We start from the raw sequence: 22977 nt of genomic DNA, 5'->3' as shown, positions 1-22977 counted from the left end.
CCCCGACACCCATCTCCGAGGAGACCTGCATGGATTCCCTGTTCGACGACAACGATATGACCGGGCTGGCCGCCGCGATCGGCCGCGGTGACGTATCGGCCCGAGAGGTCGTCGAGTTCTCCCTGGCACGTCTGGAGGAACGCAACCCGGCCGTCAACGCCGTCGTCGCCACCCGTGGCGAGGAGGCGCTGGCCGAGGTCGACGCCGGGCTGCCCGGCGGCCCGCTACGCGGAATACCCTTCCTGATCAAGGATCTGCACGCCGACGTTGCGGGCATGCCGACCACCAACGGTTCGCGACTGTTCGCCGGCCGAGTCGCGCAGCGCGACAGCGAACTGGTGTCTCGCTATCGGCGCGCCGGGCTCGTCGTCATCGGCAAAACCAACACCCCCGAGTTCGGTCAGAACGCCAGCACCGAACCGGTACTGTTCGGGCCGACCCGCAACCCGCGCCGCCTCACCCACGGGGTGGGTGGTTCGTCGGGCGGCTCGGCGGCCGCGGTCGCGGTCGGCATCACGCCGGCCGCGCATGCCAGTGACGGCGGCGGCTCCATCCGGATCCCGGCGTCCGCCAACGGGCTCGTCGGTCTCAAACCGTCCCGCGGGCGGATGCCCGTCCGCACGCCGCTGGCCGCGCCGCTGGGGGTCGAACATGCGATCACCCGGAGCGTGCGGGACTCCGCGCTACTGCTCGACCTGACCTCCGGCCCCGCGGCGGGAGCGTCCATCGGCATCGCGCCGCCGGTGCGGCCCTACGTCGACGAGATCGGCGCCGATCCCGGCACCCTCCGGATCGGAATGGTCACGACCATGCCGAACGGTGAAGCGGTGCACGCCGATTGCGCTGCTGCGGCGGCCGGCGCCGCCGCGATGCTCGAGAAGCTGGGCCACCGCGTCGAGGCCGCGAATCTCCGGTTCCCGCAGGACGCCCTCCTGGCTACGATGCAGTATCTGATGGCCGCTCCGATGTCGGTGCAGATCGACCACCGCCTGGCCGAACTCGGCCGTGGCCTGAGCGACGACGACCTCGAGACGATGCCGCGCGTGCAGTACGAGCGCTGCAAATCCCGGTCCGTCACCGACCTGTCCTTCGCCTACTCGGAACTCGACCGCGCCGCACGGGAGATCGGTCAGTTCTTCGCCGGCTACGACGTGCTGCTCACCCCGACCCTCGGTAAACCCACGCCCCCGCTGGGATTGCTCGACGCCATGGATGTCGACGCGATATGGCAGCACGGCGGCATCTACGGCGCCCTGACCAGCCCGTTCAACACCGGCGGCCAGCCCGCGATCTCCCTTCCGCTGGGCGAGGATTCGACCGGGCTACCGCTCGGCACGCAACTCGTCGCCGCACACGGCCGGGAGGACCTGCTGCTCCGGGTCGCCTCCCAGCTCGAGGCGGCATACCCGTGGAGCACCGCCCCGGTCTGGCCGGCGACTGTCGAATAGGGTCGGTCTCACCGCCCGATCCACGGTGTCCACCATATGGTCCGAGCGCGGTGAGCGCGGCGGCCGACAGCTGGAAAACTGGATAGGTGAGGTCCTCGCTCATCCTGGTGCGCCATGCCCGGTCCGTACCGCCCACGCCGGACGGGCCCGGCGATTATCAGCGGCCGTTGACCGACAGCGGTAAGGCGCAGGCCGCCGGGCTCGCTGATGATCTCGCTGCCCGCGAGCCCCGGGTGATCGTGTCCAGCCCGTATCTGCGTGCTGTACAAACCCTTGAACCGGCCGCCCGGATTCTCGGCATGCCGATCCGCACCGACCCGCAGCTACAGGAGTGGGATTCGGGAATCGTGCCGGGTCCCGGCTACGAGCGCTACTACGAGGAAAGTTGGGCGTACCCGCGGCGGGCACACCCGGGAGGTGAAAGCCTGCACGACCTCACCGAGCGCGCGATCCGCACCCTGACCGGCCTTCTCGTCGACTGTGCCGGACGTCCTGCCCTCGTCGGTAGCCACGGCACATTCATATCCCGCGCGCTGCTCGGGTTCGGCTGCCCCGGCATCGACTGGGATTTCCACCGCGCGATGCCGATGCCGGCGATCTACCACCTGGAAATCGGCGCCCGCAGCGTCCGGGCTGCCGGGCCCGGCCTATGATCCTACGGCCGCCGCCGCCTTCTCTGTCGATGTGTCCTGTGTTTCACCTTCAACGATTACGCCGCGAACAGTAGACCCGGATCAGGAGAGTGGTGATCCGACGGATTCGCTGAACCCGGACTCGGCGTCGCTGTGCCGGGCTCCCCATTTATGCGGTGAGGATGGTTCTCGACGATGCGCAGCGGCAAGCCGCGAACGCGAATCACGTGCACAAGCCCGTTCCACCTACCTGGTGCTGCTCGAAGACGCACTAGGCTGTGCCGGTGGCAGTTGAACGAACTGCGGTCGAATCGGCCGCCGATGGACGCAAGTCTGAGATCCTGTCCGCGGCTGCTGAACTGTTCGCCGCCCGCGGGATCGATGCGACATCGGTGCGCGAGATCGGCGACAAAGTCGGACTCAACCCGGGCGCCCTCTACCACTATTTTCCATCCAAGAACGCCATTGCCAACGAACTCATCACCGGTTACCTGACGGATCTGCTGGCCGACTACCGGGCAGCAGGCCTCGACGAACTCGAGCCCCGGGCCCGGCTGAAGGCAATCGTCGACGTCTCCCTCGCCACGGGGGCCGCGCATCCCGGCGCCACGAAGGTGTATCACACGGAGTTCGCGAATCTGCGTATGCTGCAGGACTACGCGAAAGCCCGCGAGCTCACCAACAGTATCCAGCGACTCTGGCTCGATGCCATCGAGGCGGGCAAGGACGCCGGAGTCCTCCGGACCGACATTCCGTCCAAGGTCTTCCATCGCTTCCTGCGTGACGCCGTGTGGTTCAGTGTCTACTGGCGTAAAGCCGACGACCCGCTCGACGAACTGTCAGAACACTGCATCTCCCTGTTCCTCGACGGTATGGCGTTGCGGCACCAGTAGCGAAACCCCGTCTTTCACCCCGCCACAGTTCGACAGCATCGCGTCGGGTATCCAGCCGGCCCGCCGACGTCCAGCGCGTCGCTGCGACCCGGCGACCCGGCTCGACGCGCGGCGTCCGCAGTCTCCGGCACCACTTTGGTATCACGTGCCCGTACCTGGCTATTGAACGATCATTCAATTGCTGTTTCCGAGCTGGGAATTTTCAACCTATTTGGGCCAAAAGGTTGCAAAACCGGAGCGTTTGAACGATCATTCAAATCACCGCTCGAGCGGGCGTAGCGAGAAACAGGAAGGACCTGGAATCCGATGATCCCGGTCAATGCACACGGTCTGGACCTCGATTTCGGACGGCTGCACCACGTAGGCATCGTTGTCGACGACATCGAGGCGGCCGCCGAGCACTTCGCCGAGGTCTACGGGGTTTCGGTCGCCCTGGCCGACGAGTCGGAGTATCGCTGCCGGATCGACGGCGTGGCGCATACGACTGTCCAGCGGCTGGGGCTGACGGTGGACGGCCCACCTCATATCGAGCTCCTGCGCACGGTGCCCGGATCATCCGTATGGCAGCCGGCTCCGGGGGTTCACCACCTGGGTTTCGTGGTCGACGATCTGGCGTGCGCCTCCGCGGAACTCGCACGGCGTGGATCACCGCTGTGGGTGGGTGGTCTGCACGGCGACAAGTGTCCGTTCGGCACCGCGTATCACCGGGACCGGTTCGGCGTGACGATCGAACTACTCGATCGCCGCACCGAGGCACGCCTGGCTGCGCGATTCTTCGGTGAATGAACGACTCGGCGCGAGGCCGTCGACCGGCGGCGTCGAATACATCGAGACTGGTGGTGATGAAAGCGTGAGAATGCAGGGAAAGGTCGTACTGGTCACCGGTGCCGCCCAGAGCCAGGGCCGCAATCATGCGGTCGAGATGGCGAAAGAGGGGGCCGACGTCATCGCGGTCGATTCGTGCCGTCAGCTCGACATCGTTCCCTACCGCATGGGTACCGAGGACGCGCTGGCCGAGACCGCGCGCATGATCGAGGCCACCGGTCGTCGCGTCTGTACGGCGCGAGTCGACGTCCGGGACCGTCTCGGCCTCGAGCGGGCGATCGAGGACGGTGTCGCGCAGCTGGGTGGACTGGACATCGTGGTCGCCAACGCCTCGATCTGCACCGTGCAACCGCACCACGAGGTGACCGACGAGATCTGGCAGACCACCATCGATGTCAACCTGACCGGCGTGTGGAACACCTGCGCGGCATCGATCCCACACCTGGACGCCAACGGCGGCGGGAGCATCGTCATCACCGGATCGACGGGCAGCACCGTCGGCCTGCCCTTCTACACGCCGTATGTCGCGGCGAAACATGCCCTGACCGGCCTGTGCCGCTCGCTCGCACTAGAGCTGTCCCAGAGCAATATCCGGGTGAACATGATCAACCCCACAGGGGTGGACACCCCACAGGGCCACTCGAAGGTGCTCCCGCAACTGCTCCAGGATCGACCCGATCTCGCGCCGATCTTCGCCAACTCGTTGCCGGTCGAGCGCATCGAGGTATCCGACGTCACCCATGCGCTGATGTATCTGGCCTCCGACGACGCCCGCTATGTCACCGGCATCGCACTTCCGGTGGACGCCGGTTCGACCATCCGCTGAACCCTCGCAGGCCGCCCAGCCGGCGCGCCCTCATCGAAGGAGAGAAATGACCAGGGTCATCTATGCCCGCAGTGTCCACGACGAGCGTGAAGTCCAGGCATGTCTGGAGGTACTCCGCGGTGGACCGTACGCGATGAAAATCGGCAAGAACGTCGCCGAGATGGAGCGCAAGGTCGCCGAGCTCTACGGTAAGAAGCTGGGGCTGATGTGCAACTCGGGTTCCTCGGCGCTCTACCTGGCACTGGAGTTGCTCGATCTGCCGAGGGGTTCGGAAGTGATCACCTCCCCGCTGACCTTCTCGACCGACGTGTCGCCGATCGTCCGGGGCGGATGGATCCCCGTATTCGTCGACGTCGAGCCCGACACCTACAACGTCGACGTCACAAAGATCGAAGCACTGGTCACGGACAAGACCAAGGCGATCCTGCTGCCGAATCTCGCCGGCAACGCCCCGGACTGGGACGCCATTCGCGATATCGCCGACCGCCACGGGCTGAAGGTGATCGAGGATTCCTGCGACTGCATCGGCACCACCCTGCGTGGCACCAAAACGGGTAGTCGCTCCGATATCACCGTCACCAGCTTCGCGATGTCGCACATCATCACCTGCGCGGGCAACGGCGGGATGGTGTGCCTGGACGACGAGGCACTGCGCGACAAGGGTCTCATGTTGCGCCGTTGGGGTCGCCGCTCCGAGCCGCACCTGTTCGGATCGCAAGCGGCCCGAACCGGTCGTGTCTTCCGCGAGGACCTCGACGGTGTCGCCTACGACAACGACTTCATCTTCGATGTGCTGCCCTGGAACTTCGAGCCGTCAGAGCTCGGCGCGGCATTCGGGCTGGTGCAGCTGAGCAAGCTGGACATCAATTACCAGCGCCGGCACGAAATCTTCGACGCGTTCTCCGCCGCGTTCGGTGCCTACCCGGAACTGTTCCGGCTGCCCAAGCCACTGGCCGGCTTTCATACCGCGTGGCTGTGCTATCCGGTCACGATCCGCGAAGACGCCGGCTTCGAGCGCGCGGACCTCCAGCAGTCACTCGAGAGCGCAGGTATCGACACCCGGACTGTGTGGAGCGGCAACGTGACTCGCCACCCGATGATGCGCAACGTCGAATACCGAATTCCTGCCGATGGCCTGCCCTACGCCGACGAGGTCTTCGAACGCGGTATGACGCTGGGCATGAGCCACGGAATGAGCGACGAGGAACTCGATCATGTCGTGGCCAGCATTCATGCCTTTGCCGCCCGGCACGTGTCTGCGCGTAACTGAGGTAGGGGCGCGGCCGCTGACGGTCCGACATCGCGTCGGCGGCCGTTGAGCCAATTCACGACAGCTCCGACGGGAGGACTTTCTCATGACAGCACGACACGCGGTGGTGACCGGCGGCTCGAGTGGAATCGGCGCGGCTGTCGTCGAACGGCTCATCGAACGGGGTCTGATGGTCAGCGTGTTCGACCTGACCAGGCCTGAAGATCCACGCGACGACGTGCGGTACTTCGAGGTGGACGTGACCGACCGGGACGCGGTGCAGACCTCGACGGCCGAGGCCGCCGCGCGCGGGATCGATCCCGATGCTCTGGTGACCAGCCACGGAATTCGGGGAGCGTTCGCGCCCGCGCTGGATCTGGATCCGGACCGGGTTCGGCGCGTCTTCGACGTCCACGTGATGGGAACGCTCCTGGTGGCGACCGCATTCGCGCGGCCGCTGCTGGCCCGCCATGCTTCGGGCTCGATCGTGACGGTGTCCTCGACCACCGCCTACGGCGGGTGGGAGCGGCAGGCCGACTACGGGACGGCCAAGGCCGCGGTCGGGCAGCTGACCCAGAACCTGGCGATCGAGTGGGCTCCCCGCATCCGGGTCAACAGTGTCGCGCCCGGACACACCTCGACGCCGATGGTCCAGGAGATGATCGACCAGGGCTACGACATCTCCCGGATCGAGCAGCGCAGTCCGCTCGGACGCCTCTGCCGCCCGGCTGAGATGGCTCTATCGATCGAGCATCTGCTGCTCGACGCCAGCTTCGTCACGGGGGTGCGCATGCCCGTCGACGGCGGATGGACGGCCGTCGGAAAATGAGCACTCGCGCACCGCGCAGCCTCGGTGATCTCCGGCTGCCGGCCATCGGGTTCGGATCCATGACGATCACTCAGCTCCCGGGCTACGACGTGGAACGCGGGCGGCGAACCGTGCACGCAGCGCTCGACGCCGGCATCCGGCTCTTCGACACCGCCGACGTCTACGGGCCCGCCGGCGGCGGCGACGGCGTCAACGAGCGCGCGCTCATCGATGCCCTGCGGAGCCGGCCGGGCTCGCTCGACGATGTCATCGTCGCTACCAAGGGCGGACACCTCAGGTTCCCCGAAACCGACACGTGGTGGGTCGACGGCAGCTACCGGCATCTGCGTAAGGCGTGCATCGCATCGATCGGCCGGCTCGGCCTGGACCCGCTGCCGCTGTACCAGCATCACCGCCCCGATCCGAAGTTGCCGTACGAGGAGTCGATACTCGCACTCCGCGCGCTATGGGAAGAAGGTCTGGTGATGCGGGTCGGTATCTCGAACGTCGATGCCGGGCAGATCGACACGGCGCATCAGATCCTCGGCGACGCCCTGGTGTCGGTCCAGAACGAGTACTCGCCCGCGTGCCGGACCGCGGAAGCGGAGATCCGGGCATGTGAGGAACGTGGACTGGCCTTCCTGTCGTGGGCCCCGTTCGGCGGGATGCGGCACGCCAAAGCACTCGGCGGCACGGGATCACCCTTCGAGGCGATCGCCACCCGGCGTGGGGTCAGTGTCCACCGGGTGGCCCTGGCCTGGCAGCTCCACCGATCTCCGGTGGTGATACCCATCCCCGGCGCCTCGCGACCGGAGTCCGTCGTCGATTCGTTCGCTGCGACGGAACTGAGCCTGGATCCCGAGGAGCTCGCTGCGCTCGATCAACCCCGGCAGGCGTGACGCGGGGCCGAGCCGAACGCGAACACCACCGGCCATGCGAACAGATCCGCCGTTGTGACGGCAGCACACAGCTGTCGCGGAAGGAAACACGATCATGAGCAGGAAGATGCATCTCGCGCTGTTTGCACAGGGCGTCGGGGTCGCGCAATCGGTGTGGCGCTCGCCTCGCACCAGTCCGGAACGCATGCATGGCCTCGCCCACTGGGCGGAGGTCGCGGCGACCGCCGAACGTGGCCGCTTCGACGCGATTTTCGTCGCCGATGCGTTGAATCTTTCACCGGCGATCGCCACCGACGCGACCGACCGCCCCGATCCCGTCGCAGTACTGTCCGCACTCTCGGCCGTCACCGGGCGAATCGGATTGATCGGCACGAGTTCGACGACATACAACGACCCGTTCACCGTCGCCCGCCAGTTCGCGACCCTCGACCATCTCAGTAACGGCCGAGCCGGCTGGAACGTGGTGACCACGGCCATCCCGGCTGCGGCGCAGAACTACGGGTCGGCACGGCTGCCCGACCACGAGGACCGCTACGCACGTGGCGAAGAGTTCGTCGACGTCGTCAAAGCCCTCTGGGACGGGTGGGACGCCGACGCTGTCGTCGCCGATCGTGAATCCGGCAGGTGGACCGACGGGACCAAGATTCACCGCATCGATCACCACGGCGACTTCTTCGACGTCGCAGGGCCGCTGACCATTCCACGGTCACCTCAGGGACAGATTCCGCTGGCCCAGGCCGGGTCCTCTCCGACCGGTATGAAACTGGGCGCCCGCGTCGCCGACCTCGTGTTCACCACCCAGCACAGCCTGGACGAGGCCATAGATTTCGCGAACGGCATGCGCGCGCTGACGGCAGCGGCGGGACGCCCCGAAAACGCGGTCAGAGTCTTGCCCGGCATCACGCCGATCATCGGCGAGACCGACAAGGCGGCCCGCGATCTCGCCGTCGAACTGGGCTCGCTCATCGACGAGCAGACCACACTGAAATTCCTGAATCAGGCCTTCGGCGATATCGACCTCACCCGCTTCGACCTCGACGAACCATTCCCCGACCTTCGTGAATCGCTGCCGGGCAACGCGGGGGTTTCCCGCCCGAAGTTGTTCACCGAGATCGCGCTTCGCGAAGGGCTGACCGTCCGTCGGCTCGCCCAGCGCATCGGTCTCAGCATCGGTCATCGCACCGTCGTCGGCTCCGCCGATACGGTCGCCGACGATCTGCAGCGATGGTTCGACAGCGGTGCCGCGGACGGATTCATCGTCCTGCCCGCCGATCTGCCGGTGGGCCTCGAGGACTTCGTCGACAACGTCGTACCCAGGCTGCAGAGGCGGGGACTACTGCGGACGCACTATGCCGGGCACACCCTCCGCGACCACATCGATGAATGCTGAGTTCAGATGAAGAAAAGCGAATACACCGCGAGTTCCCCGGCCAGGCCCAGCCGAGTCGGTTCGTCGGACGAGGCTGCGGAAAAACGCAGACAGCTGCGCCGGGTAGCGCTGTCGAGTCTGCTCGGCACGGTCATCGAGTACTACGACTTCCTGCTGTACGGCACGATGGCGGCTCTCGTCTTCGGCACGCTGTACTTCCCCAGCTCGAGCGGGGCAGTGTCGACGATCGCAGCCTTCGGTACCCTGGCCGCGGGGTACGTCGCCCGCCCGGTGGGCGGTATTCTCTTCGGCCACTTCGGTGACAAACTGGGCCGGAAGTCGACGTTGATCGTCTCGATGACGCTCATGGGCACAGCCAGCTTCCTCATCGGAGTTCTGCCCACCTACGACCGGATCGGGGTGCTCGCCCCGATCCTGCTCGTGACGCTGCGTGTAGTTCAGGGCGTCGCGGTCGGCGGTGAATGGGGCGGGGCTGCCCTGATGGTCATCGAAAGTGCCGAGTCGCACCGGCGGGGCACGTGGGCAGGCATCATGCAGATGGGCTCGCCACTGGGGGCACTGTCCTCGACGGCCGTAGTGGCGCTGGTGACAACACTTCCCGACGACAGTTTCTACTCCTGGGGCTGGCGGGTGCCCTTCCTGCTCAGCGCGTTGCTGCTCGCCGTCGGCCTGTACGTGCGTCTGAGCGTGGTGGAGAGCCCCGTGTTCCGGGAGGCGAGCGAACACGCGCCGCTCGAGACGAAGAAGAGGATCCCGGCGCTCGAGGTGCTGCGGCGACCACGCTCGCTCATCCTGGCCTGCGCTGTCGGCATCGGACCGTTCGCGCTCACGGCGCTGGTCAGTTCGCAGATCCTGGCCTACACGAAGGGCATCGGTTACGAATCATCCGATGTAGTCCGCACGCTGATGCTGACTTCCGGACTGGTACCGCTGCTCTTCATCCCGCTGTTCTCGGCGCTGTCCGACCGGCTCGGCAGGCGCCCGGTGAGCCTGCTCGGTGCAGTCGGGGCCATCGCGTTCGCCTTCCCGCTCTACGCGATGGTCGACACCGGGTCACTCATTTTGTTGACCGCCGGCCTGGCATTCGCCCAGGTGCTCCAGGCCGCGATGTACGCGCCGCTCGCACCCATGTTGTCGGAGATGTTCGGAACCGGCGTCCGCTACACGGGGGTGTCCATGGGATACCAGCTCGCCAGCCTCATCGGCGCCGGCTTCACCCCGCTCATCGCCACCTCGCTGGTAGCCGCCAGTGACGGTTCGAGCCGGCCGCTGAGTATTCTCATCATCGTCGGAGCGGCCATCACCCTCCTCGCCCTCTCGCGGCTCTCCGAGAGTCGTGGAAGGGATCTCACCGCCCGCATTTCCTCGTCCAAGGTGTGATCCGGGCTCGTGGTCCGGCTTCCCCTGCTCCGCCTTTCGCGCAGCAGGATCACGGACTGCGCCGGATCCGGGAAGAAGTTGTCACGGCGTCGGTCCGCGAGATGGGGTGGCTCCATGCACCCGGATCCCGAGTAGGTCCAAGGCGAATCCGGCGTACTCGGCAGCGATCTGTTCGGGTGTTGCGGGCCCTTCGAGCCGGAACCATTGGGGTAGTGACGTGCACATTGTCGTGATGGCACGGCCCGCCACCCGGGCTCGGGTGGTGGTCAGGTTCTCCTCGTTCAGGGCGGTGTCGATGTCCTCGTCGAGGATGTACTGGAGTTCGTTGCGGGAGTGGGTGATCCGCTGCCGATTGTCCTGGGTCAAGCTGCGCATCTCGCTGGCTCCGATGAAGGCGAGTTCGCGGCGGTGGGTGTGGTACAGGGCGAGCGCTTCGACGACGTGGGATACGCGGGCTCGTCCGGTGTCCGCCTCGCGTCGTGCCGCGCGCACCCGCCAGTGCAATTCGTCCATGGTCAGGTCGAGTGCGCGGACCAGCAGTTGTTGTTTGTCGCGGTAGTGGTGGTAGACGCCGGGCACGCTCATGCCGGCGCGGCGTGCGATCGAACGCATGGTGGCACCGTGGTAGCCGGTTTCGACGAACGAGGAGATAGCGGCGGCGAGTACCGGGTCGATATCCAGGGGCGGGAACTTCCGCCAGTCGTTGTCCGGCTCGGCGTCCGGTTCGGTCATGGTTTCGCGCCGGCCGCTCGGCCGGGGAGTGCCATCGGGAGCGGGCGATTCCTGTTCGCTGACCAGCCAGGCCACGGTGGTGCCGAGAACGGCCGCCAGTGCGCGCAGTCGCGGGATGGATATGCCGGTCTTGTCGTTCTCCACGGCACTGAGGGTGGCGGGGCTGATCTCCAGCCGCTGTGCGGCCGCCCGCAGCGAGAGGCCGGCCGCGATCCTGGCCTGCCGCACTCTCGCTCCCGCGCTGTGCCGATCCTCATTCGGGTCATGCATGGAGTTCAGCTTATCTGAACAGTCGGCTTATGGTCTGACCGGTAATTGACAGCGCCAATCGAGGCATGCCACTCTGCTGGCATGGTGGTGGCCGAGCGATCGTTCGGCAAACGAGATGGAGGAGCCTGTGGCGATTGATCTGTCCCTTCCCGGCGAAGTGCAAGCGCTCGTCGATCGGACCCGTAGCTTCATCCGCGAACACGTCGTTCCGCTCGAGGACGCGCACGACGGTGATATCGCCGCGGCCGGTGGTGACGAGTTCCGGGTGGAGTTGCAGCGGGCGGCCCGGGACGCGGGAGTGTTCGCGCCACACGCGCCGGTCGAGTACGGCGGGCACGGCCTGGGGATGTCGGATCGGGCGCCGGTCTTCGAGGAGGCGGGGTACTCCCTGTTCGGGCCGACAGCGCTGAATATCGCCGCGCCGGACGAGGGCAATGTGCATATGCTCGCGCATATCGCGAACCCGGAGCAGAAACAGCAGTATCTCGCGCCGCTCGCGCACGGCGAGGTGCGGTCGGCGTTCGCGATGACCGAGCCGGCACCCGGCGCCGGGTCGGATCCTTCCGCGCTGGCCACTCGTGCGGTCCGGGCCGAGGGCGGTTGGCGGATCAACGGCACCAAGTGGTTCATCACCGGCGCGGACGGTGCGGGTTTCTTCATCATCATGGCGCGCACTTCCGGCGAGCCGGGGGAGCGGGGCGGTGCGACGATGTTCTTGGCCCCGGCCGATACCCCGGGCATCCGGGTGGGGCGTCATCTCGACACTCTCGACCGGTCGATGGTCGGCGGCCATTGCGAGGTGTTCTTCGAAGATCTGCTGGTTCCGGACGATGCGGTCCTGGGCGAGGTCGACCGCGGTTTCGAATATGCGCAGGTGCGCCTGGGCCCGGCGCGGATGACGCATGTGATGCGGTGGCTCGGTGCCGCCCGCCGGGGCCATGATGTGGCGGTGGCCCAGGTGGCCAGGCGCGAGGGATTCGGTTCGAAACTCGGGGATCTCGGCATGATTCAGAAGATGGTCGCCGATAACGAGATAGATATCGCCGCCACCCGCGCGCTGCTGACCCGCGCCTGCTGGGAACTCGATAGCGGCGAACCCGCCGCTGATGCCACCTCGATCGCGAAGACCTTTGCCGCCGAGGCGATCTTCCGGATCGTCGACCGCAGTATGCAGATGTGCGGGGGTCTCGGGGTTTCCGGTGACCTGCCGCTGGCGCGGCTCTCGCGCGAGGTGCGCCCGTTCCGCATCTACGACGGGCCCTCGGAGGTGCACCGGTGGGCGATCGCCAAACGCACGGTCGGCGCCGCCAAACGCGCACTGCGGGACAGCGAATGAACCTGCCCGGTATGGATGTCGCCGCGCTCGAGCGGTTCCTGCGTGAGCAGGGTATCGAGGTGCGCGGTGAACTGCACGTGGAACTGATCAGCGGTGGCCGCTCGAATCTGACCTTCCGCGCGGCCGACGACGTCTCGCGGTGGGTGGTGCGCCGCCCGCCGGTGTCCGGGCTCACCCCGTCGGCCCACGATATGGCACGCGAATACACGGTGACCGACGCGCTCCAGCAATCCGCGGTGCCCGTGGCGAGAACGATCGCATTCGATGCGGAAGGCACCGTGCTCGGGGCGCCGATGACGATCGTCGAATTCGTCGACGGGGCCGTGATCCGTGATCAGGACGATCTCGCGGCGCTCAGCGACGAGCAGGTCGGGGCCGGTGTCACCGAGCTGGTGCGAGTGCTCGCCGAGTTGCACGCGGTGGATCCCGCGGCGGTGGGCTTGGAGAAGTTCGGTCGCCCGGCCGGATTCCTCACCCGCCAGGTCAACCTCTGGGCCGCTCAATGGGAACGGGTCAAGACCCGCGATCTCGCCGATGTCGCGGCCCTGCACGCGGCGCTGGTGGAGGCGGTGCCATCGGAATCGGCGGCGTCGATCGTGCACGGCGACTATCGCATCGACAACACCATCCTCGACGCGGCCGACCCCGGCCGAGTCCGCGCCGTGGTCGACTGGGAACTGTCCACTCTCGGGGATCCGCTCACCGATGCCGCGCTGATGTGTGTGTACCGGACGCCGATCTTCGACCTGGTCCTCGGCTCCCGGGCCGCCTGGACCAGCGACCGGATGCCCGCACCCGACGTGCTCGCCCAGGCCTACGCCACCGCCTCGGGTCGCGACCTCGGCCATTGGGGCTTCTACCTCGCCCTCGCCAATTTCAAGCTCGGCGTGATCGGCGAAGGGATCACCCACCGGGCACGACACGGTTCCGCCGCGGGTTCGGCCGCCGGACGAGCGGCCGAAGCCACCCCGGAGTTCATGGCGGCCGGATTGCGCGCACTGAAAGGAGGCGGGAAATGACCGGCGGCACCCCGAAAACCGCACTCATCACCGGCGCGACCCGCGGAATCGGCCTCGGTACAGCGACACTGCTGGCTCGGCAGGGCTACGCGCTGACCCTCACCGCACGCGATTCCGAACGCCTCGACGCGGTCGGTATCGAGCTGCGCGCGGCCGGCGCCGCCGATATCGTGACGGTCGCGGCGGATATGGCCGACAGTTCCGGGATCGAACGGGTGTTGGCCGCACATGCGCAGCGCTTCGACGCCATGTCCGCGCTCATCCTCAACGCCGGAGTCGGTACCGCAGGCCCACTCGCCGATGCCTCGATGCGCCGCTTCGACAAAACCCTCTCCGTGAACCTGCGCGCCCCGGTGCAGCTCATCCAAGGTGCGCTGCCGATGCTGCGGGCCGGTGCGGCGACGGACCGCGAACACGGCGCAAGGGTGATCGCACTCGCGTCGATGGCCGGGGTGTACGCCGAGTCCGGATTGGCGATTTACGGTGCGGCGAAGGCGGCGCTCATCTCGCTCATCGCGACCCTGAACGCCGAGGAATCACCCAACGGTGTCACGGCCACCACCATCGCACCCGGCTACGTGGACACCGAGATGAGCGCATGGATTCACGACCGCATCCCACCCGAACGGATGCTGGCCGTCAGCGACGTCGTCGAGATGGTCGACGCGCTGCTGCGGCTGTCCGCCCGCGCGGTGGTACCGAATATCGTGATGTCCCGCGCTGGAACCGACGGCTACCACGCATAGTACGACCGCTTCTCGCCAATTCTATGAGCACCGGATTGCGGAACGCCTGCGCTTCGAGGAGGCGAGGCCGGCTGACCGCCGCCACCCAGATCGATGCCACCTATCCTTGCTGTCCTTCTCAGCCGGGGCGCGTCCTCTGGCCATCTCCGCACTTTCCCGAGACGCCCACCATGATCGGCGGGCAGCGAAATCCCGCGGCGCTTATGCGTGAAACCGCGACGGTGCCGTATGAAAGGCGCGGGTGAAGGCGTAGGAGAACGCGGCCGGTGTGGCATAGCCGAGCTGTCCGGCGACCTCGGTGACGCTCTGGTGGCGCAGGAGCGGTACGGCGGCGAGGAGCCGGGCGCGGGCGCGCCATGCGGCGGGACTCATTCCGCTCTCTTCACGAAACCGGCGCGTGAAGGTCCGTTCGCTCATCCCGGCATCGCGTGCCCATTCAGCGTTGCCGACAGCGAGGCCAGGGCCGGCGAGGTAGCGTCGGCACAACTGGGCAAAGGGCGCCGCTTGCGGGAGCGGGATGTGCAGGGGTACTTCTGCGAGCCGGGACAGCTCATGCAGGATCATCTCCAGCAGCACCCCGTCACGGTCGCCCAGTCCGCCGCGGGGGTCGATGTCGGCCGCGGCCAGTAACAGTTCCCGCAGAAGGGACCCGACCTCGACGACCCGGCATTCGTCCGGCCACCACGGAACGGCTGCGGGGGCGATGTAGAGGCTGTTCGTCTCCACGTCGAGCATCCGCACCTGATGCCGCGTGCCCGGCGGGATCAGCACCGCTCGCTCGCCGGGAACGGTCCATGCGCCGTGGTCGGTCTCGACCAGCATCGTTCCCGTCGCTGCGTAGAGGAACTGCGCACGACGGTGCTCATGCCAGACCAGCAAGTGGCCCGGTGGATACACAGTGGCGATCGGCAACACGGCCACCGGCAGTGCATCGACCTCCGCGAGCGTCATGTTCCGCACGGATTCAGGCTAATGGCCGAAACTCGATGCTATGGGCCCGGCACTCGAATGCGGGTGACGCAACTGTTCGCTGGGATGGGTTCAGTGACAATTCTTGTGCTTGTCCTTATCGGCGCGCTCACCGGCCTGACCACGGTGCTGTTCGGCTTCGGTGGCGGGTTCGTCACCGTCCCCGTGATCGTCTGGGCCGATGCGGCTATCGGCTCCGCCGCGGGCACGGTGGCGGTGGCAACGTCGGCGATCGTCATGGTTGTCAACGCGGCGGTCGCCACTGCAGCCACACCCCGCCCGATCCTCGCTCGTCTCCGTAGCCGGGGCTCGCTCCTGGGCTTGCTCGCCATGGGCGGGCTCTCCGGTGCCGTGCTCGCACTGGCGGTCCCGGTAGAAGTGAGTTCCTGGGGATTCGTGGTCTACGTTGCGGTCACGATCATCGACGTGCTCGTTCGCCCCGGGTTCCTTCGCTCTGCCGGCACCGCTGACGACGATGTCTCGCGGCCCGCGATCCCGACCACACTCGGCGCGCCGATCGGCACGATCGCGTCGTTCCTCGGTGTCGGCGGCAGTGTGATGACCGTCCCGCTCCTGCGTCGCAACGGTCTCCCGATGGGCCAGGCTGTAGCGCTCGCGAACCCGCTGACTCTCGCGATCAGTATCCCCGCTGCCGTCGTGTTCCTCGCCGCCCGCCACGCGGCGGACATCCACGGTGCGGTGTTCGTGGTCGGGATCGTCGATCTCGGCGCCGCAGCGTTGCTCCTTGCGGGGGCGGTCCCGATCATCGTGGTGCTGCGTCGGCACCCTCCGAGCATCCCTGACCGGGTGCATGCCTGGGTCTATATCGGTCTGCTCGCCGTCGTGCTGACGGCAATGCTCCTCCCGCTGATCTGAGCAGCGACCGGCCCGTGCCCGTTCGAGGCGAGCAGCCCGATCCGACCTCGACCGTATGGTCCACCGCCTCGCCTTCCCGGCGTCTTGCCGGCCGAGTTGTGTGGCACGCGTCGACGTGGCCTCCGCGCGGGGGCTGTCTACTGCAGAAGTGATACAGGCGGGTGTGGGCTTCTCTGGGTTGGTGCTCTGTGGCGTTCGGGAGTTGCGCTCAGCATTCGAATCGACAAAGTGATGCTTGACCCGACAGGGTGATGTCTGTAACTTCGGTGAGACCTGGATCACTCCTCCGGTGGGGGTGGTCCCAGGGAGGCACGCGGCGGACGCGCTGTCTCGCCGCGTAGATCTGTCAGCCGTCCCCGGTCGAATGCCGTGGATGCCGCTGCCGGTCGGGTCTTTCGTCACTGCCAACTCGGGAGCCACCGATGTCCACGGAGTACTTTGAATCCCCATTACCATCCGCACGAACGATGCGACGGGTCACGTGGGCTGCCGCCGCAGGCAATACGATCGAGACCTACGACTACGCCGTCTACGGGTTTCTGGCCGTCGTCCTGGCGAAGCTCTTCTTCCCGAACACCCAGCCCGGCATTGCGCTGCTGTCCACATTCGCAGTCTTCGGCGTCGCTTTTCTTGTGCGGCCGCTCGGTTCCTTGCTGTTCGGCACAATCGCCGACCGTTTCGGGCGGCGCACCTCACTACTCGGCACACTCGCGCTTGTCACGGGTGCGACCACGATGATCGGGTTGCTGCCCACGGTCGACTCGATCGGGATCTGGGCCCCGGTTCTGCTGGTCCTCATGCGCCTGTTGCAGGGTTTGGCGGCGGGAGGGGAGTACAGCACTGCCATGGTCTACGCTGCCGAGTTCACCCCGCAGAACCGGCGCGGCGCGATGACCAGTCGCGTCCAGCTCGGCAGCGTGGTCAGCTTGCTGCTGGCCGCGGGGGCGATACTGCTGCTCAACACCGTTCTTACCGCTGAGGCGATGACCGCGTGGGGCTGGCGAATTCCGTTTCTGCTCGCGCTGCCGATGGGCTTGTTCGGTATCTACATTCGTACCCGGCTCGAAGAGTCGCCGGAGTTCCAGGCGATGGCGAAGGCCGGTGAGGTCCCGTCCTCACCTGCGAAGGAAGCCTTTGCCCGACACTGGAATTTGATCATACTGGTCTTCGGGGTCGCGGCTTTTCAGCAGATCGGATATTACGTCGCCTTCACCTACGCCCAGTCCTACATCATCGAGCTGGGCTTTACGCACAGCCAGGCCACGCTCGCAACGGCAATCAGCATCGCAGTTGCTGTCGTGCTTGTCGCGGTCGGTGGACCTATCGCTGATCGGGTGGGCCGGTGGCCGATGCTCCTGGGGCTTTCCGGCGCGATGATCGTGGTCGTATATCCACTTTTCACCGGCCTCTCCTCGGCTGAGAGCGTGCCGGTACTCATTCTGATGACGGTGGCACTGGGTATTCTGCCGGCGCTGTATACGTCGGTAGCTCCGGCGACCTATATCGAGATCCTGCCCGCCGAGGTGCGCGGCACGATCTTCGCGGTCGGGTTCGCCTTGGCTGCCGCATTATTGGGCGGGCCTGCCCTTTACATCAGTCAATTCCTCATCGAAACAACGGGCGACGAGCGCGCGCCGGCCTTCTTCGTGATGCTCGGTGCGGTGCTCAGCCTGGTTGCGGCGCTGGCGGTCCGCCGCCGGCGGCCGACGGTGCTGCTCGCTGACCGAATGCCCACTGCCGTGCTGTCCGACCGTGCGTCAGAGGGGACGTCCTGATGGCCGTGGTGCTCGGCTACGAGGCGATTGCCCAGGTGGCCACGACCGCGACGCCGATCTCACGCCAGATGAGCCTTCAGTTCGCGGTAGCTGCCGCACTGGTCGACGGGCGGCTCGAGCCGAGCCGGTACGAGGGACCGATCGAGAGCCGGCTTGCTGAGCTTGCCGCGCGGACGCGGGTGGTGGTCGGGCAGGCCGGGGCAGTCAGTTCTGAACGAGTGGACCTCGCACCTGCGGGCGTCCTCGACAAATTTCCAGGGAAGGCGATCCGGTGCGCGCCGCGGTCCTGAGTCGCACCGGTGGGCCCGGGATCTTGGATGTGATAGAGGTGCCCCGCCCCGGCCCGGGGCCGGGACAGGTGCTCGTACAGGTAACCGCCTGTGGGATCTGCGGTCACGATCAGGCCGACCGGGCAGGCCTGCTGAAGATCCCGCTACCCGCGGTGCTGGGTCACGAGATCTCCGGCATCGTCACGGACGTCGGTATCGGGGTGACCCGGTTCGTCCCCGGTGACCGGGTCGCGGGCAAGCAATTCGGAACTTGCGGGCACTGCTCATCCTGCCGTGACGGTGATGAGCTGCGCTGCCCGGAGCGTACTTTCACCTACGGCGGATACGCCGAGTACGCGGTGCTGCGTGAGACTTCCCTGCTCGCTGTGCCGCCCGAGGTCGATCTCGTCGCCGCGTCGGTGGTGGCCTGTGCGGTCGGCACCGGTTTGCAGGCGCTGCGCAACCGCGCCGCGGTGCGGCCAGGGGAGACAGTGCTGGTCACGGGCGCGGGTGGCGGATTGGGGCTGCACGGACTGCAGATCGCGGCGGCACTCGGTGCCCGTCCGGTCGCGCTGACCGGCGACGCCGAGAAGGCCGCATCGCTTCGCGAGCTCGGTGCGGATGAGGTCATCACGACGGGGGACACCGCGTGGCAGGAGATCCTCGGCGTCACCGACGGTCGGGGAGCCGACGTCGTCCTCGACAACGTGGGACATCCAGAGGTCTTCCGACAAGCCTTCCGCGCGCTCGCAGACCGCGGCCGCTATGTCCTGACCGGGCAGGTCGGCGCCTCCCCGCTACGAGTACACCCTGCTTTCGTTTTCGCCAAGGATGCGGTGATCACCGGGTCCGGCTCGACCTCGATGGACGCATTCACCGAAGCGCTTGCGATGGTCGCGGCGGGCCGGATCACCCCATTGGTGGCCCGGTACCCGCTCGACGATGTAGGTCGCGCGTTCCGCGATCTCGACAACCGCCGGGTGACCGGACGCGCGGTCCTGATTCCGGCCACGGGGGCGCCGTGATCGAAAAGGCCGGTCGCCCCGGGTTCGGTCCGCACGGCACGGCGCGCACCGAACCCGGGGCTGTCGGGTCGCGATTTCTCGGCCCGGCGGCGATCCAGTCGAGGCGGGGTTACGCGGGCGCAGTCGGAATGAGGTCGCGTGCCTCTCGCACTTTCCGGTGATACTCCGCGACGCTGTCCAGCTTGATGTGTTCGTATCCCCGGATTTCCTGAGGCATAGTCAGAATGGCCTCGATGTGGTCGGCATTTTCCGGTGTGGCGAGCGGTACTATTTCCGCGGTGAGTGCCGTGAATTCCTCGATCAGTGCTCGCTCGACCTTCCGCACATGGGCGTAGCCGAAGAAATCGAGCCGAGTGCCCCGGAGCCCGCGGCTGCGGCGCAGAATGTGCAGCGCGAGCTTGAACCACGGCCCGAGCGAGAGTTTGTTCTTCAGTCCCATCGCGCGGAAAACAGGCGGATGGAGCTTGTATCGGTAGGTCGCGTCGTCACCGAATTGTTCACGCACCGCCCGGTCGAATTCGGGATCCAGGTAGTGACGTGCTGTCTCGTATTCGTCCTTATAAGCCATCAGTTTGAACATCGACTCCACGGACGCCGCGGTCAGCGCGCCCGGAGTCCCCAGTGCTCGAGCTTCTCGAGCCGCAGTGCTGTCGACGAAGGCGACGAAGGCGAGTGCGTATGCGACATTCTGGTAGTCCGCGAGGTCGGCCGCCAGGAATCCGACACGATCCTTCAATGCTTCGCTGATGCCGTCGAGCCCGGTGAGTGCCCGGCGCAATTCATCCCAGTCGCCGGCCTTTCGGGACTTCTTCGGCCGGGGTTCCGCAATCGTGCCGGTGTTCGGTTCGAGCACATGTCTGCGACCGACTGCGATCGCCCTCCGGTTCGCGGCCACCGCGACTCCGTTGAGTTCGATTGCCTTCTCGATCGACGCCAGAGGGATCGGCAGGGCACCGGCTTGCAGCGCTATCCCTATGAGCACCATGTTGGCCAACTGGTCGGTTCCGAATTCGCGGTGTGCGATATCGCGCGCGTCGGCGTAGACCGAGTCGTCTGCGCGGCTGATTGCGTCGAGAGATCGCCGGATCGATTCCACCGAGGGAAAGTCGGTGCCCGGTTGGAGGATCATCGAGCCCGTGGGCACCTGTGCCGTCGAGATCACCGCGATCGTTCGCCCGCCGGCCGCGGCGGTCGAATTTTTTTCGTCGGCTGCCACCAGCAGATCGCAGCCGAGGTACAGATCGCATTCACCGTCGGCGAGTTTGTTGGTTCCGGTGATCGGGTCGGCCGAGAATTTCAGATCGGAGACGACCGCGCCCCCCTTCTGTGCCAGCCCCAGTTGATCGAGGCCGCGGACATGCAGGCCCGCGAGCGCGCCCGCGGTCGCGAGAATCTGCGCCGCGGTGACCACTCCAGTGCCCCCGACACCGGTGATCCGTACGTTGAATGCCTCCGGGCTCACCTTCGGTGCCGGTTCAGGCAGTTCGGGTATACCCGGCTCGGGGGTTTTCTTTCGCGAGGAGGTGCCGGGTTCGACAGCGACGAACGACGGGCAGTCGCCGTCGAGGCAGGAGTAGTCCTTGTTGCAAGACGCTTGATCGATGCGGGTCTTTCGCCCGAACGCGGTCTCGACGGGCTGCACTGACATGCAATTCGACTTCTGCCCACAATCCCCGCAGCCCTCGCACAACCGTTCGTTGATGAATGCGCGCGTCGATGGCTCCGCGACAAGTCCGCGTTTGCGTTTGCGCCGCAACTCGGTTGCACATTCCTGGTCGTGGATGAGTACTGTCACCCCTGGTGTTGCGGCCAGCTTCTCCTGGATCGGGATCAGCTCTGCCCGGTCGAGCACCTTCACCGAACGAGGCAGCTTGATCTTGCGGTACTTCCCGATCTGGTCGGTGGTGATCACGACACGAGAGACTCCTTCGGCCAGCAGCTCCTGGACGATCTGGGGGACGGACATCTTTCCCACGGCCGTCTGTCCGCCGGTCATGGCCACGGCATCGTTGTAGAGCAGCTTGTAGGTGATATTCACCCCGGCAGCCACCGCGGCGCGGATAGCAAGGCTCCCGGAATGGTGGAATGTGCCGTCACCGAGATTCTGGAACATATGTTTATCGCTGACGAATGGTTCCATCCCGATCCATGTCGCGCCCTCGCCGCCCATCTGGCTGAGGGAGGCGATATCGCCCACACGATCTTCGGGCATCAGCTTGGCCAGTGTGTGGCAGCCGATACCGGCGCCGACTATCGAACCTTCCGGTACGACGGTGGAACGGTTGTGGGGGCAGCCCGAACAGAAATAGGGGGTGCGGGTCAGCAAGGGCAGCGTCAGCCGTGTCGGCCGTCGCTCGGCGTTCATCAACCCGAGCCCTGCCACTTTTCCCGGAATCACTGTACGGATGCGTTGCGCCAGGGTCTGCGCCAGCACTTCGGGCGGCAGATCGGAATCCGCGCGAAGGAGCGGACGAGAGTTCTCATCTCGCTTCCCGATCACTCGAGGTGCGCCGGGAGTTCCGTACAGCACGTCCTTCACGGCCAATTCCACGAATGCCCGTTTCTCCTCGATGACGATGACCTCATCGAGGCCGGTGCAGAAGTCGCGTACGGCATTTCGGTCGAGCGGGTTGATCACGCCCAGTTTGAGGATCCGGACACCGGATCGTTCGAGATCGGCCTCGGAAATCCCGATGCGCTCGAGCGCCTGGAGGGTATCCCGGAAGGGCGCGCCGGCGGTGATCACGCCGAGCTTCGCTCGACTGTCACCGATCACTCGATTGATCTTGTTGACCTGGACATACCGCGTCGCGAGTTCGTACCGCTCATACATGAGGCTCTTTTCCAGCCGAGCGAGATTCGGCTGCAGGAAATCCGCGGAAACCCGGTGTGTGAACTCGGTGTCGTCGACGACCCGGCTGGGCGTGGTCGTGGATACTCGCGTGTGGTCGAGTTGCACCGTCGCTGCGCCGTCGACGACATTCGTGGCGAGTTTCATACCGACCCACAAGCCGCTGAATCGCGACATCGCGATCGCGTGTAATCCGAAGTCGAGTACCTCCTGAGGGTCCGCGGGAACGAAGGTCGGCAGGCCGAGCTCCGCCATCGCTGTCTCCGAACTACTCGGTACCGTGGACGATTTCGCGATCGAATCGTCGCCGACGAGAACGAGGGCTCCGCCGTTGGGTGCGGCCCCGCCGAGATTCGCGTGGCGCAGCGCATCGCTTGCCCGGTCCAGTCCCGGCGCCTTGCCGTACCAGACGCCGATCACGCCGTCGTATTCGCAGTTCGGCGAGGCGGCGGCCAGCTGCGAACCCTGCACGGCATTGACTGCCAGCTCTTCGTTGACGCCCGGCCGGAAGACGATGTCTTGCTGGTCGAGGAGTTCACGCTGCCGGATGAGCTCCAGGTCGTAGCCGGCGAGTGGTGAGCCTTCGTAGCCGCTGATCAGGATTCCCGAACGCAGTCCCGCCGCGGTATCCCGGCGGCTCTGCTCCAACGGCACGCGGACCAGCGACTGCAGACCCGTCAGGAACAGCTCTCCGTCCGCCATGTTGTATCGGTCGCTCAGAGTGAAATCTCGCGTGTGCAACTCGGTCACAACCGCCTC

At 66.3% G+C, this 22977-nt stretch carries 20 protein-coding genes; 17 read left to right on the top strand and 3 right to left on the bottom strand.

All coding sequences use genetic code 11. The annotated features are described in order from the left end of the window. Positions 1 to 29 precede the first annotated feature (29 nt). The 10 genes from QH196_RS25880 to QH196_RS25835 all read left to right on the top strand — a co-directional run bounded on the left by QH196_RS25880 (position 30) and on the right by QH196_RS25835 (position 10350). Positions 30 to 1448 (top strand): amidase, encoded by a 1419-nt coding sequence (locus tag QH196_RS25880; protein WP_280418439.1) that lies wholly within the window; start codon positions 30 to 32, stop codon positions 1446 to 1448. 86 nt (positions 1449 to 1534) lie between these two features. Beyond that, positions 1535 to 2101, top strand: a complete 567-nt coding sequence (locus QH196_RS25875; RefSeq protein ID WP_280418438.1) for a histidine phosphatase family protein — start codon at positions 1535 to 1537, stop codon at positions 2099 to 2101. Positions 2102 to 2364: 263 nt separating this feature from the next. After that, the gene (locus QH196_RS25870) at positions 2365 to 2973 is read left to right on the top strand and encodes a TetR/AcrR family transcriptional regulator (protein ID WP_280418437.1); all 609 of its coding nucleotides are present in this window, start codon (positions 2365 to 2367) and stop codon (positions 2971 to 2973) included. Positions 2974 to 3279: 306 nt separating this feature from the next. Beyond that, entirely contained in the window at positions 3280 to 3759 is a 480-nt protein-coding gene (locus tag QH196_RS25865; RefSeq protein ID WP_280418436.1) for a VOC family protein, read from the top strand. 70 nt (positions 3760 to 3829) lie between these two features. Continuing rightward, positions 3830 to 4624, top strand: a complete 795-nt coding sequence (locus QH196_RS25860) for a mycofactocin-coupled SDR family oxidoreductase (protein ID WP_280418520.1) — start codon at positions 3830 to 3832, stop codon at positions 4622 to 4624. Positions 4625 to 4670: 46 nt separating this feature from the next. Beyond that, a complete protein-coding gene (locus QH196_RS25855; protein ID WP_280418435.1) occupies positions 4671 to 5894 on the top strand; it encodes a DegT/DnrJ/EryC1/StrS family aminotransferase in 1224 nt (407 codons plus the stop codon). Between the two features lie 85 nt (positions 5895 to 5979). Next, on the top strand, positions 5980 to 6702 hold the full coding sequence (locus QH196_RS25850; RefSeq protein WP_280418434.1) for an SDR family NAD(P)-dependent oxidoreductase: 723 nt from the start codon (positions 5980 to 5982) through the stop codon (positions 6700 to 6702). Continuing rightward, entirely contained in the window at positions 6699 to 7580 is an 882-nt protein-coding gene (locus QH196_RS25845) for an aldo/keto reductase (RefSeq protein WP_280418433.1), read from the top strand. The genes QH196_RS25850 and QH196_RS25845 overlap by 4 nt, the downstream gene beginning before the upstream one ends. Before the next feature lie 94 nt (positions 7581 to 7674). Beyond that, entirely contained in the window at positions 7675 to 8970 is a 1296-nt protein-coding gene (locus tag QH196_RS25840) for an LLM class flavin-dependent oxidoreductase (protein WP_280418432.1), read from the top strand. A gap of 6 nt (positions 8971 to 8976) precedes the next feature. Then, entirely contained in the window at positions 8977 to 10350 is a 1374-nt protein-coding gene (locus tag QH196_RS25835) for an MFS transporter (RefSeq protein ID WP_280418431.1), read from the top strand. A gap of 81 nt (positions 10351 to 10431) precedes the next feature. Here QH196_RS25835 and QH196_RS25830 read toward each other — a convergent pair whose 3' ends face one another. Continuing rightward, positions 10432 to 11352 carry a TetR family transcriptional regulator gene (locus QH196_RS25830; RefSeq protein ID WP_280418430.1) on the bottom strand — a complete coding sequence of 307 codons (921 nt, stop codon included), beginning with the start codon at positions 11350 to 11352 and terminating at the stop codon, positions 10432 to 10434. A gap of 127 nt (positions 11353 to 11479) precedes the next feature. Here QH196_RS25830 and QH196_RS25825 point away from each other — a divergent pair, with 127 nt between their 5' ends. Genes QH196_RS25825 through QH196_RS25815 form a run of 3 tightly spaced genes read left to right on the top strand, consistent with a single transcriptional unit; the run spans position 11480 to position 14453 of the window. Next, positions 11480 to 12688, top strand: a complete 1209-nt coding sequence (locus QH196_RS25825; RefSeq protein ID WP_280418429.1) for an acyl-CoA dehydrogenase family protein — start codon at positions 11480 to 11482, stop codon at positions 12686 to 12688. Next, positions 12685 to 13707 carry a phosphotransferase family protein gene (locus QH196_RS25820; RefSeq protein WP_280418428.1) on the top strand — a complete coding sequence of 341 codons (1023 nt, stop codon included), beginning with the start codon at positions 12685 to 12687 and terminating at the stop codon, positions 13705 to 13707. The genes QH196_RS25825 and QH196_RS25820 overlap by 4 nt, the downstream gene beginning before the upstream one ends. Beyond that, positions 13704 to 14453 (top strand): SDR family NAD(P)-dependent oxidoreductase, encoded by a 750-nt coding sequence (locus QH196_RS25815; protein WP_280418427.1) that lies wholly within the window; start codon positions 13704 to 13706, stop codon positions 14451 to 14453. The genes QH196_RS25820 and QH196_RS25815 overlap by 4 nt, the downstream gene beginning before the upstream one ends. A gap of 201 nt (positions 14454 to 14654) precedes the next feature. On the opposite strand, the gene QH196_RS25810 is transcribed toward QH196_RS25815, so the two are convergent. Continuing rightward, positions 14655 to 15413 carry an AraC family transcriptional regulator gene (locus QH196_RS25810; RefSeq protein WP_280418426.1) on the bottom strand — a complete coding sequence of 253 codons (759 nt, stop codon included), beginning with the start codon at positions 15411 to 15413 and terminating at the stop codon, positions 14655 to 14657. Between the two features lie 90 nt (positions 15414 to 15503). Between QH196_RS25810 and QH196_RS25805 the strand changes: the two genes are divergently transcribed. From QH196_RS25805 to QH196_RS25790, 4 genes are all read left to right on the top strand, one after another. Continuing rightward, the gene (locus QH196_RS25805) at positions 15504 to 16298 is read left to right on the top strand and encodes a sulfite exporter TauE/SafE family protein (protein ID WP_280418519.1); all 795 of its coding nucleotides are present in this window, start codon (positions 15504 to 15506) and stop codon (positions 16296 to 16298) included. Between the two features lie 422 nt (positions 16299 to 16720). Then, positions 16721 to 18073, top strand: a complete 1353-nt coding sequence (locus QH196_RS25800; protein WP_280418425.1) for an MFS transporter — start codon at positions 16721 to 16723, stop codon at positions 18071 to 18073. Then, positions 18073 to 18363, top strand: a complete 291-nt coding sequence (locus QH196_RS25795) for a hypothetical protein (RefSeq protein ID WP_280418424.1) — start codon at positions 18073 to 18075, stop codon at positions 18361 to 18363. The genes QH196_RS25800 and QH196_RS25795 overlap by 1 nt, the downstream gene beginning before the upstream one ends. Further along, entirely contained in the window at positions 18345 to 19367 is a 1023-nt protein-coding gene (locus QH196_RS25790; protein ID WP_280418423.1) for an alcohol dehydrogenase catalytic domain-containing protein, read from the top strand. The genes QH196_RS25795 and QH196_RS25790 overlap by 19 nt, the downstream gene beginning before the upstream one ends. A 109-nt stretch (positions 19368 to 19476) precedes the next feature. Here the strand turns inward: QH196_RS25790 and QH196_RS25785 are convergent, their stop codons facing one another. Further along, positions 19477 to 22968 (bottom strand): indolepyruvate ferredoxin oxidoreductase family protein, encoded by a 3492-nt coding sequence (locus QH196_RS25785; RefSeq protein ID WP_280418422.1) that lies wholly within the window; start codon positions 22966 to 22968, stop codon positions 19477 to 19479. Positions 22969 to 22977 lie beyond the last annotated feature (9 nt).

The sequence above is a fragment of the Nocardia carnea genome, from assembly GCF_029868325.1.
Taxonomy (GTDB): domain Bacteria; phylum Actinomycetota; class Actinomycetes; order Mycobacteriales; family Mycobacteriaceae; genus Nocardia; species Nocardia carnea_C.
Note: the sequence above shows the minus strand (reverse complement) of the source record. Positions and strands in the feature narration are given on the sequence as shown.

Bases quoted from the DNA above. Each gene is read 5' to 3' on its own strand.
- QH196_RS25820 (WP_280418428.1), top strand. From the start codon at position 12,685: ATGAACCTGCCCGGTATGGATGTCGCCGCGCTCGAGCGGTTCCTGCGT.
- QH196_RS25860 (WP_280418520.1), top strand. From the start codon at position 3,830: ATGCAGGGAAAGGTCGTACTGGTCACCGGTGCCGCCCAGAGCCAGGGC.
- QH196_RS25880 (WP_280418439.1), top strand. From the start codon at position 30: ATGGATTCCCTGTTCGACGACAACGATATGACCGGGCTGGCCGCCGCG.
- QH196_RS25850 (WP_280418434.1), top strand. From the start codon at position 5,980: ATGACAGCACGACACGCGGTGGTGACCGGCGGCTCGAGTGGAATCGGC.
- QH196_RS25835 (WP_280418431.1), top strand. From the start codon at position 8,977: ATGAAGAAAAGCGAATACACCGCGAGTTCCCCGGCCAGGCCCAGCCGA.
- QH196_RS25865 (WP_280418436.1), top strand. From the start codon at position 3,280: ATGATCCCGGTCAATGCACACGGTCTGGACCTCGATTTCGGACGGCTG.
- QH196_RS25800 (WP_280418425.1), top strand. From the start codon at position 16,721: ATGTCCACGGAGTACTTTGAATCCCCATTACCATCCGCACGAACGATG.
- QH196_RS25830 (WP_280418430.1), bottom strand. From the start codon at position 11,352: ATGCATGACCCGAATGAGGATCGGCACAGCGCGGGAGCGAGAGTGCGG.
- QH196_RS25855 (WP_280418435.1), top strand. From the start codon at position 4,671: ATGACCAGGGTCATCTATGCCCGCAGTGTCCACGACGAGCGTGAAGTC.
- QH196_RS25795 (WP_280418424.1), top strand. From the start codon at position 18,073: ATGGCCGTGGTGCTCGGCTACGAGGCGATTGCCCAGGTGGCCACGACC.
- QH196_RS25840 (WP_280418432.1), top strand. From the start codon at position 7,675: ATGAGCAGGAAGATGCATCTCGCGCTGTTTGCACAGGGCGTCGGGGTC.
- QH196_RS25845 (WP_280418433.1), top strand. From the start codon at position 6,699: ATGAGCACTCGCGCACCGCGCAGCCTCGGTGATCTCCGGCTGCCGGCC.
- QH196_RS25815 (WP_280418427.1), top strand. From the start codon at position 13,704: ATGACCGGCGGCACCCCGAAAACCGCACTCATCACCGGCGCGACCCGC.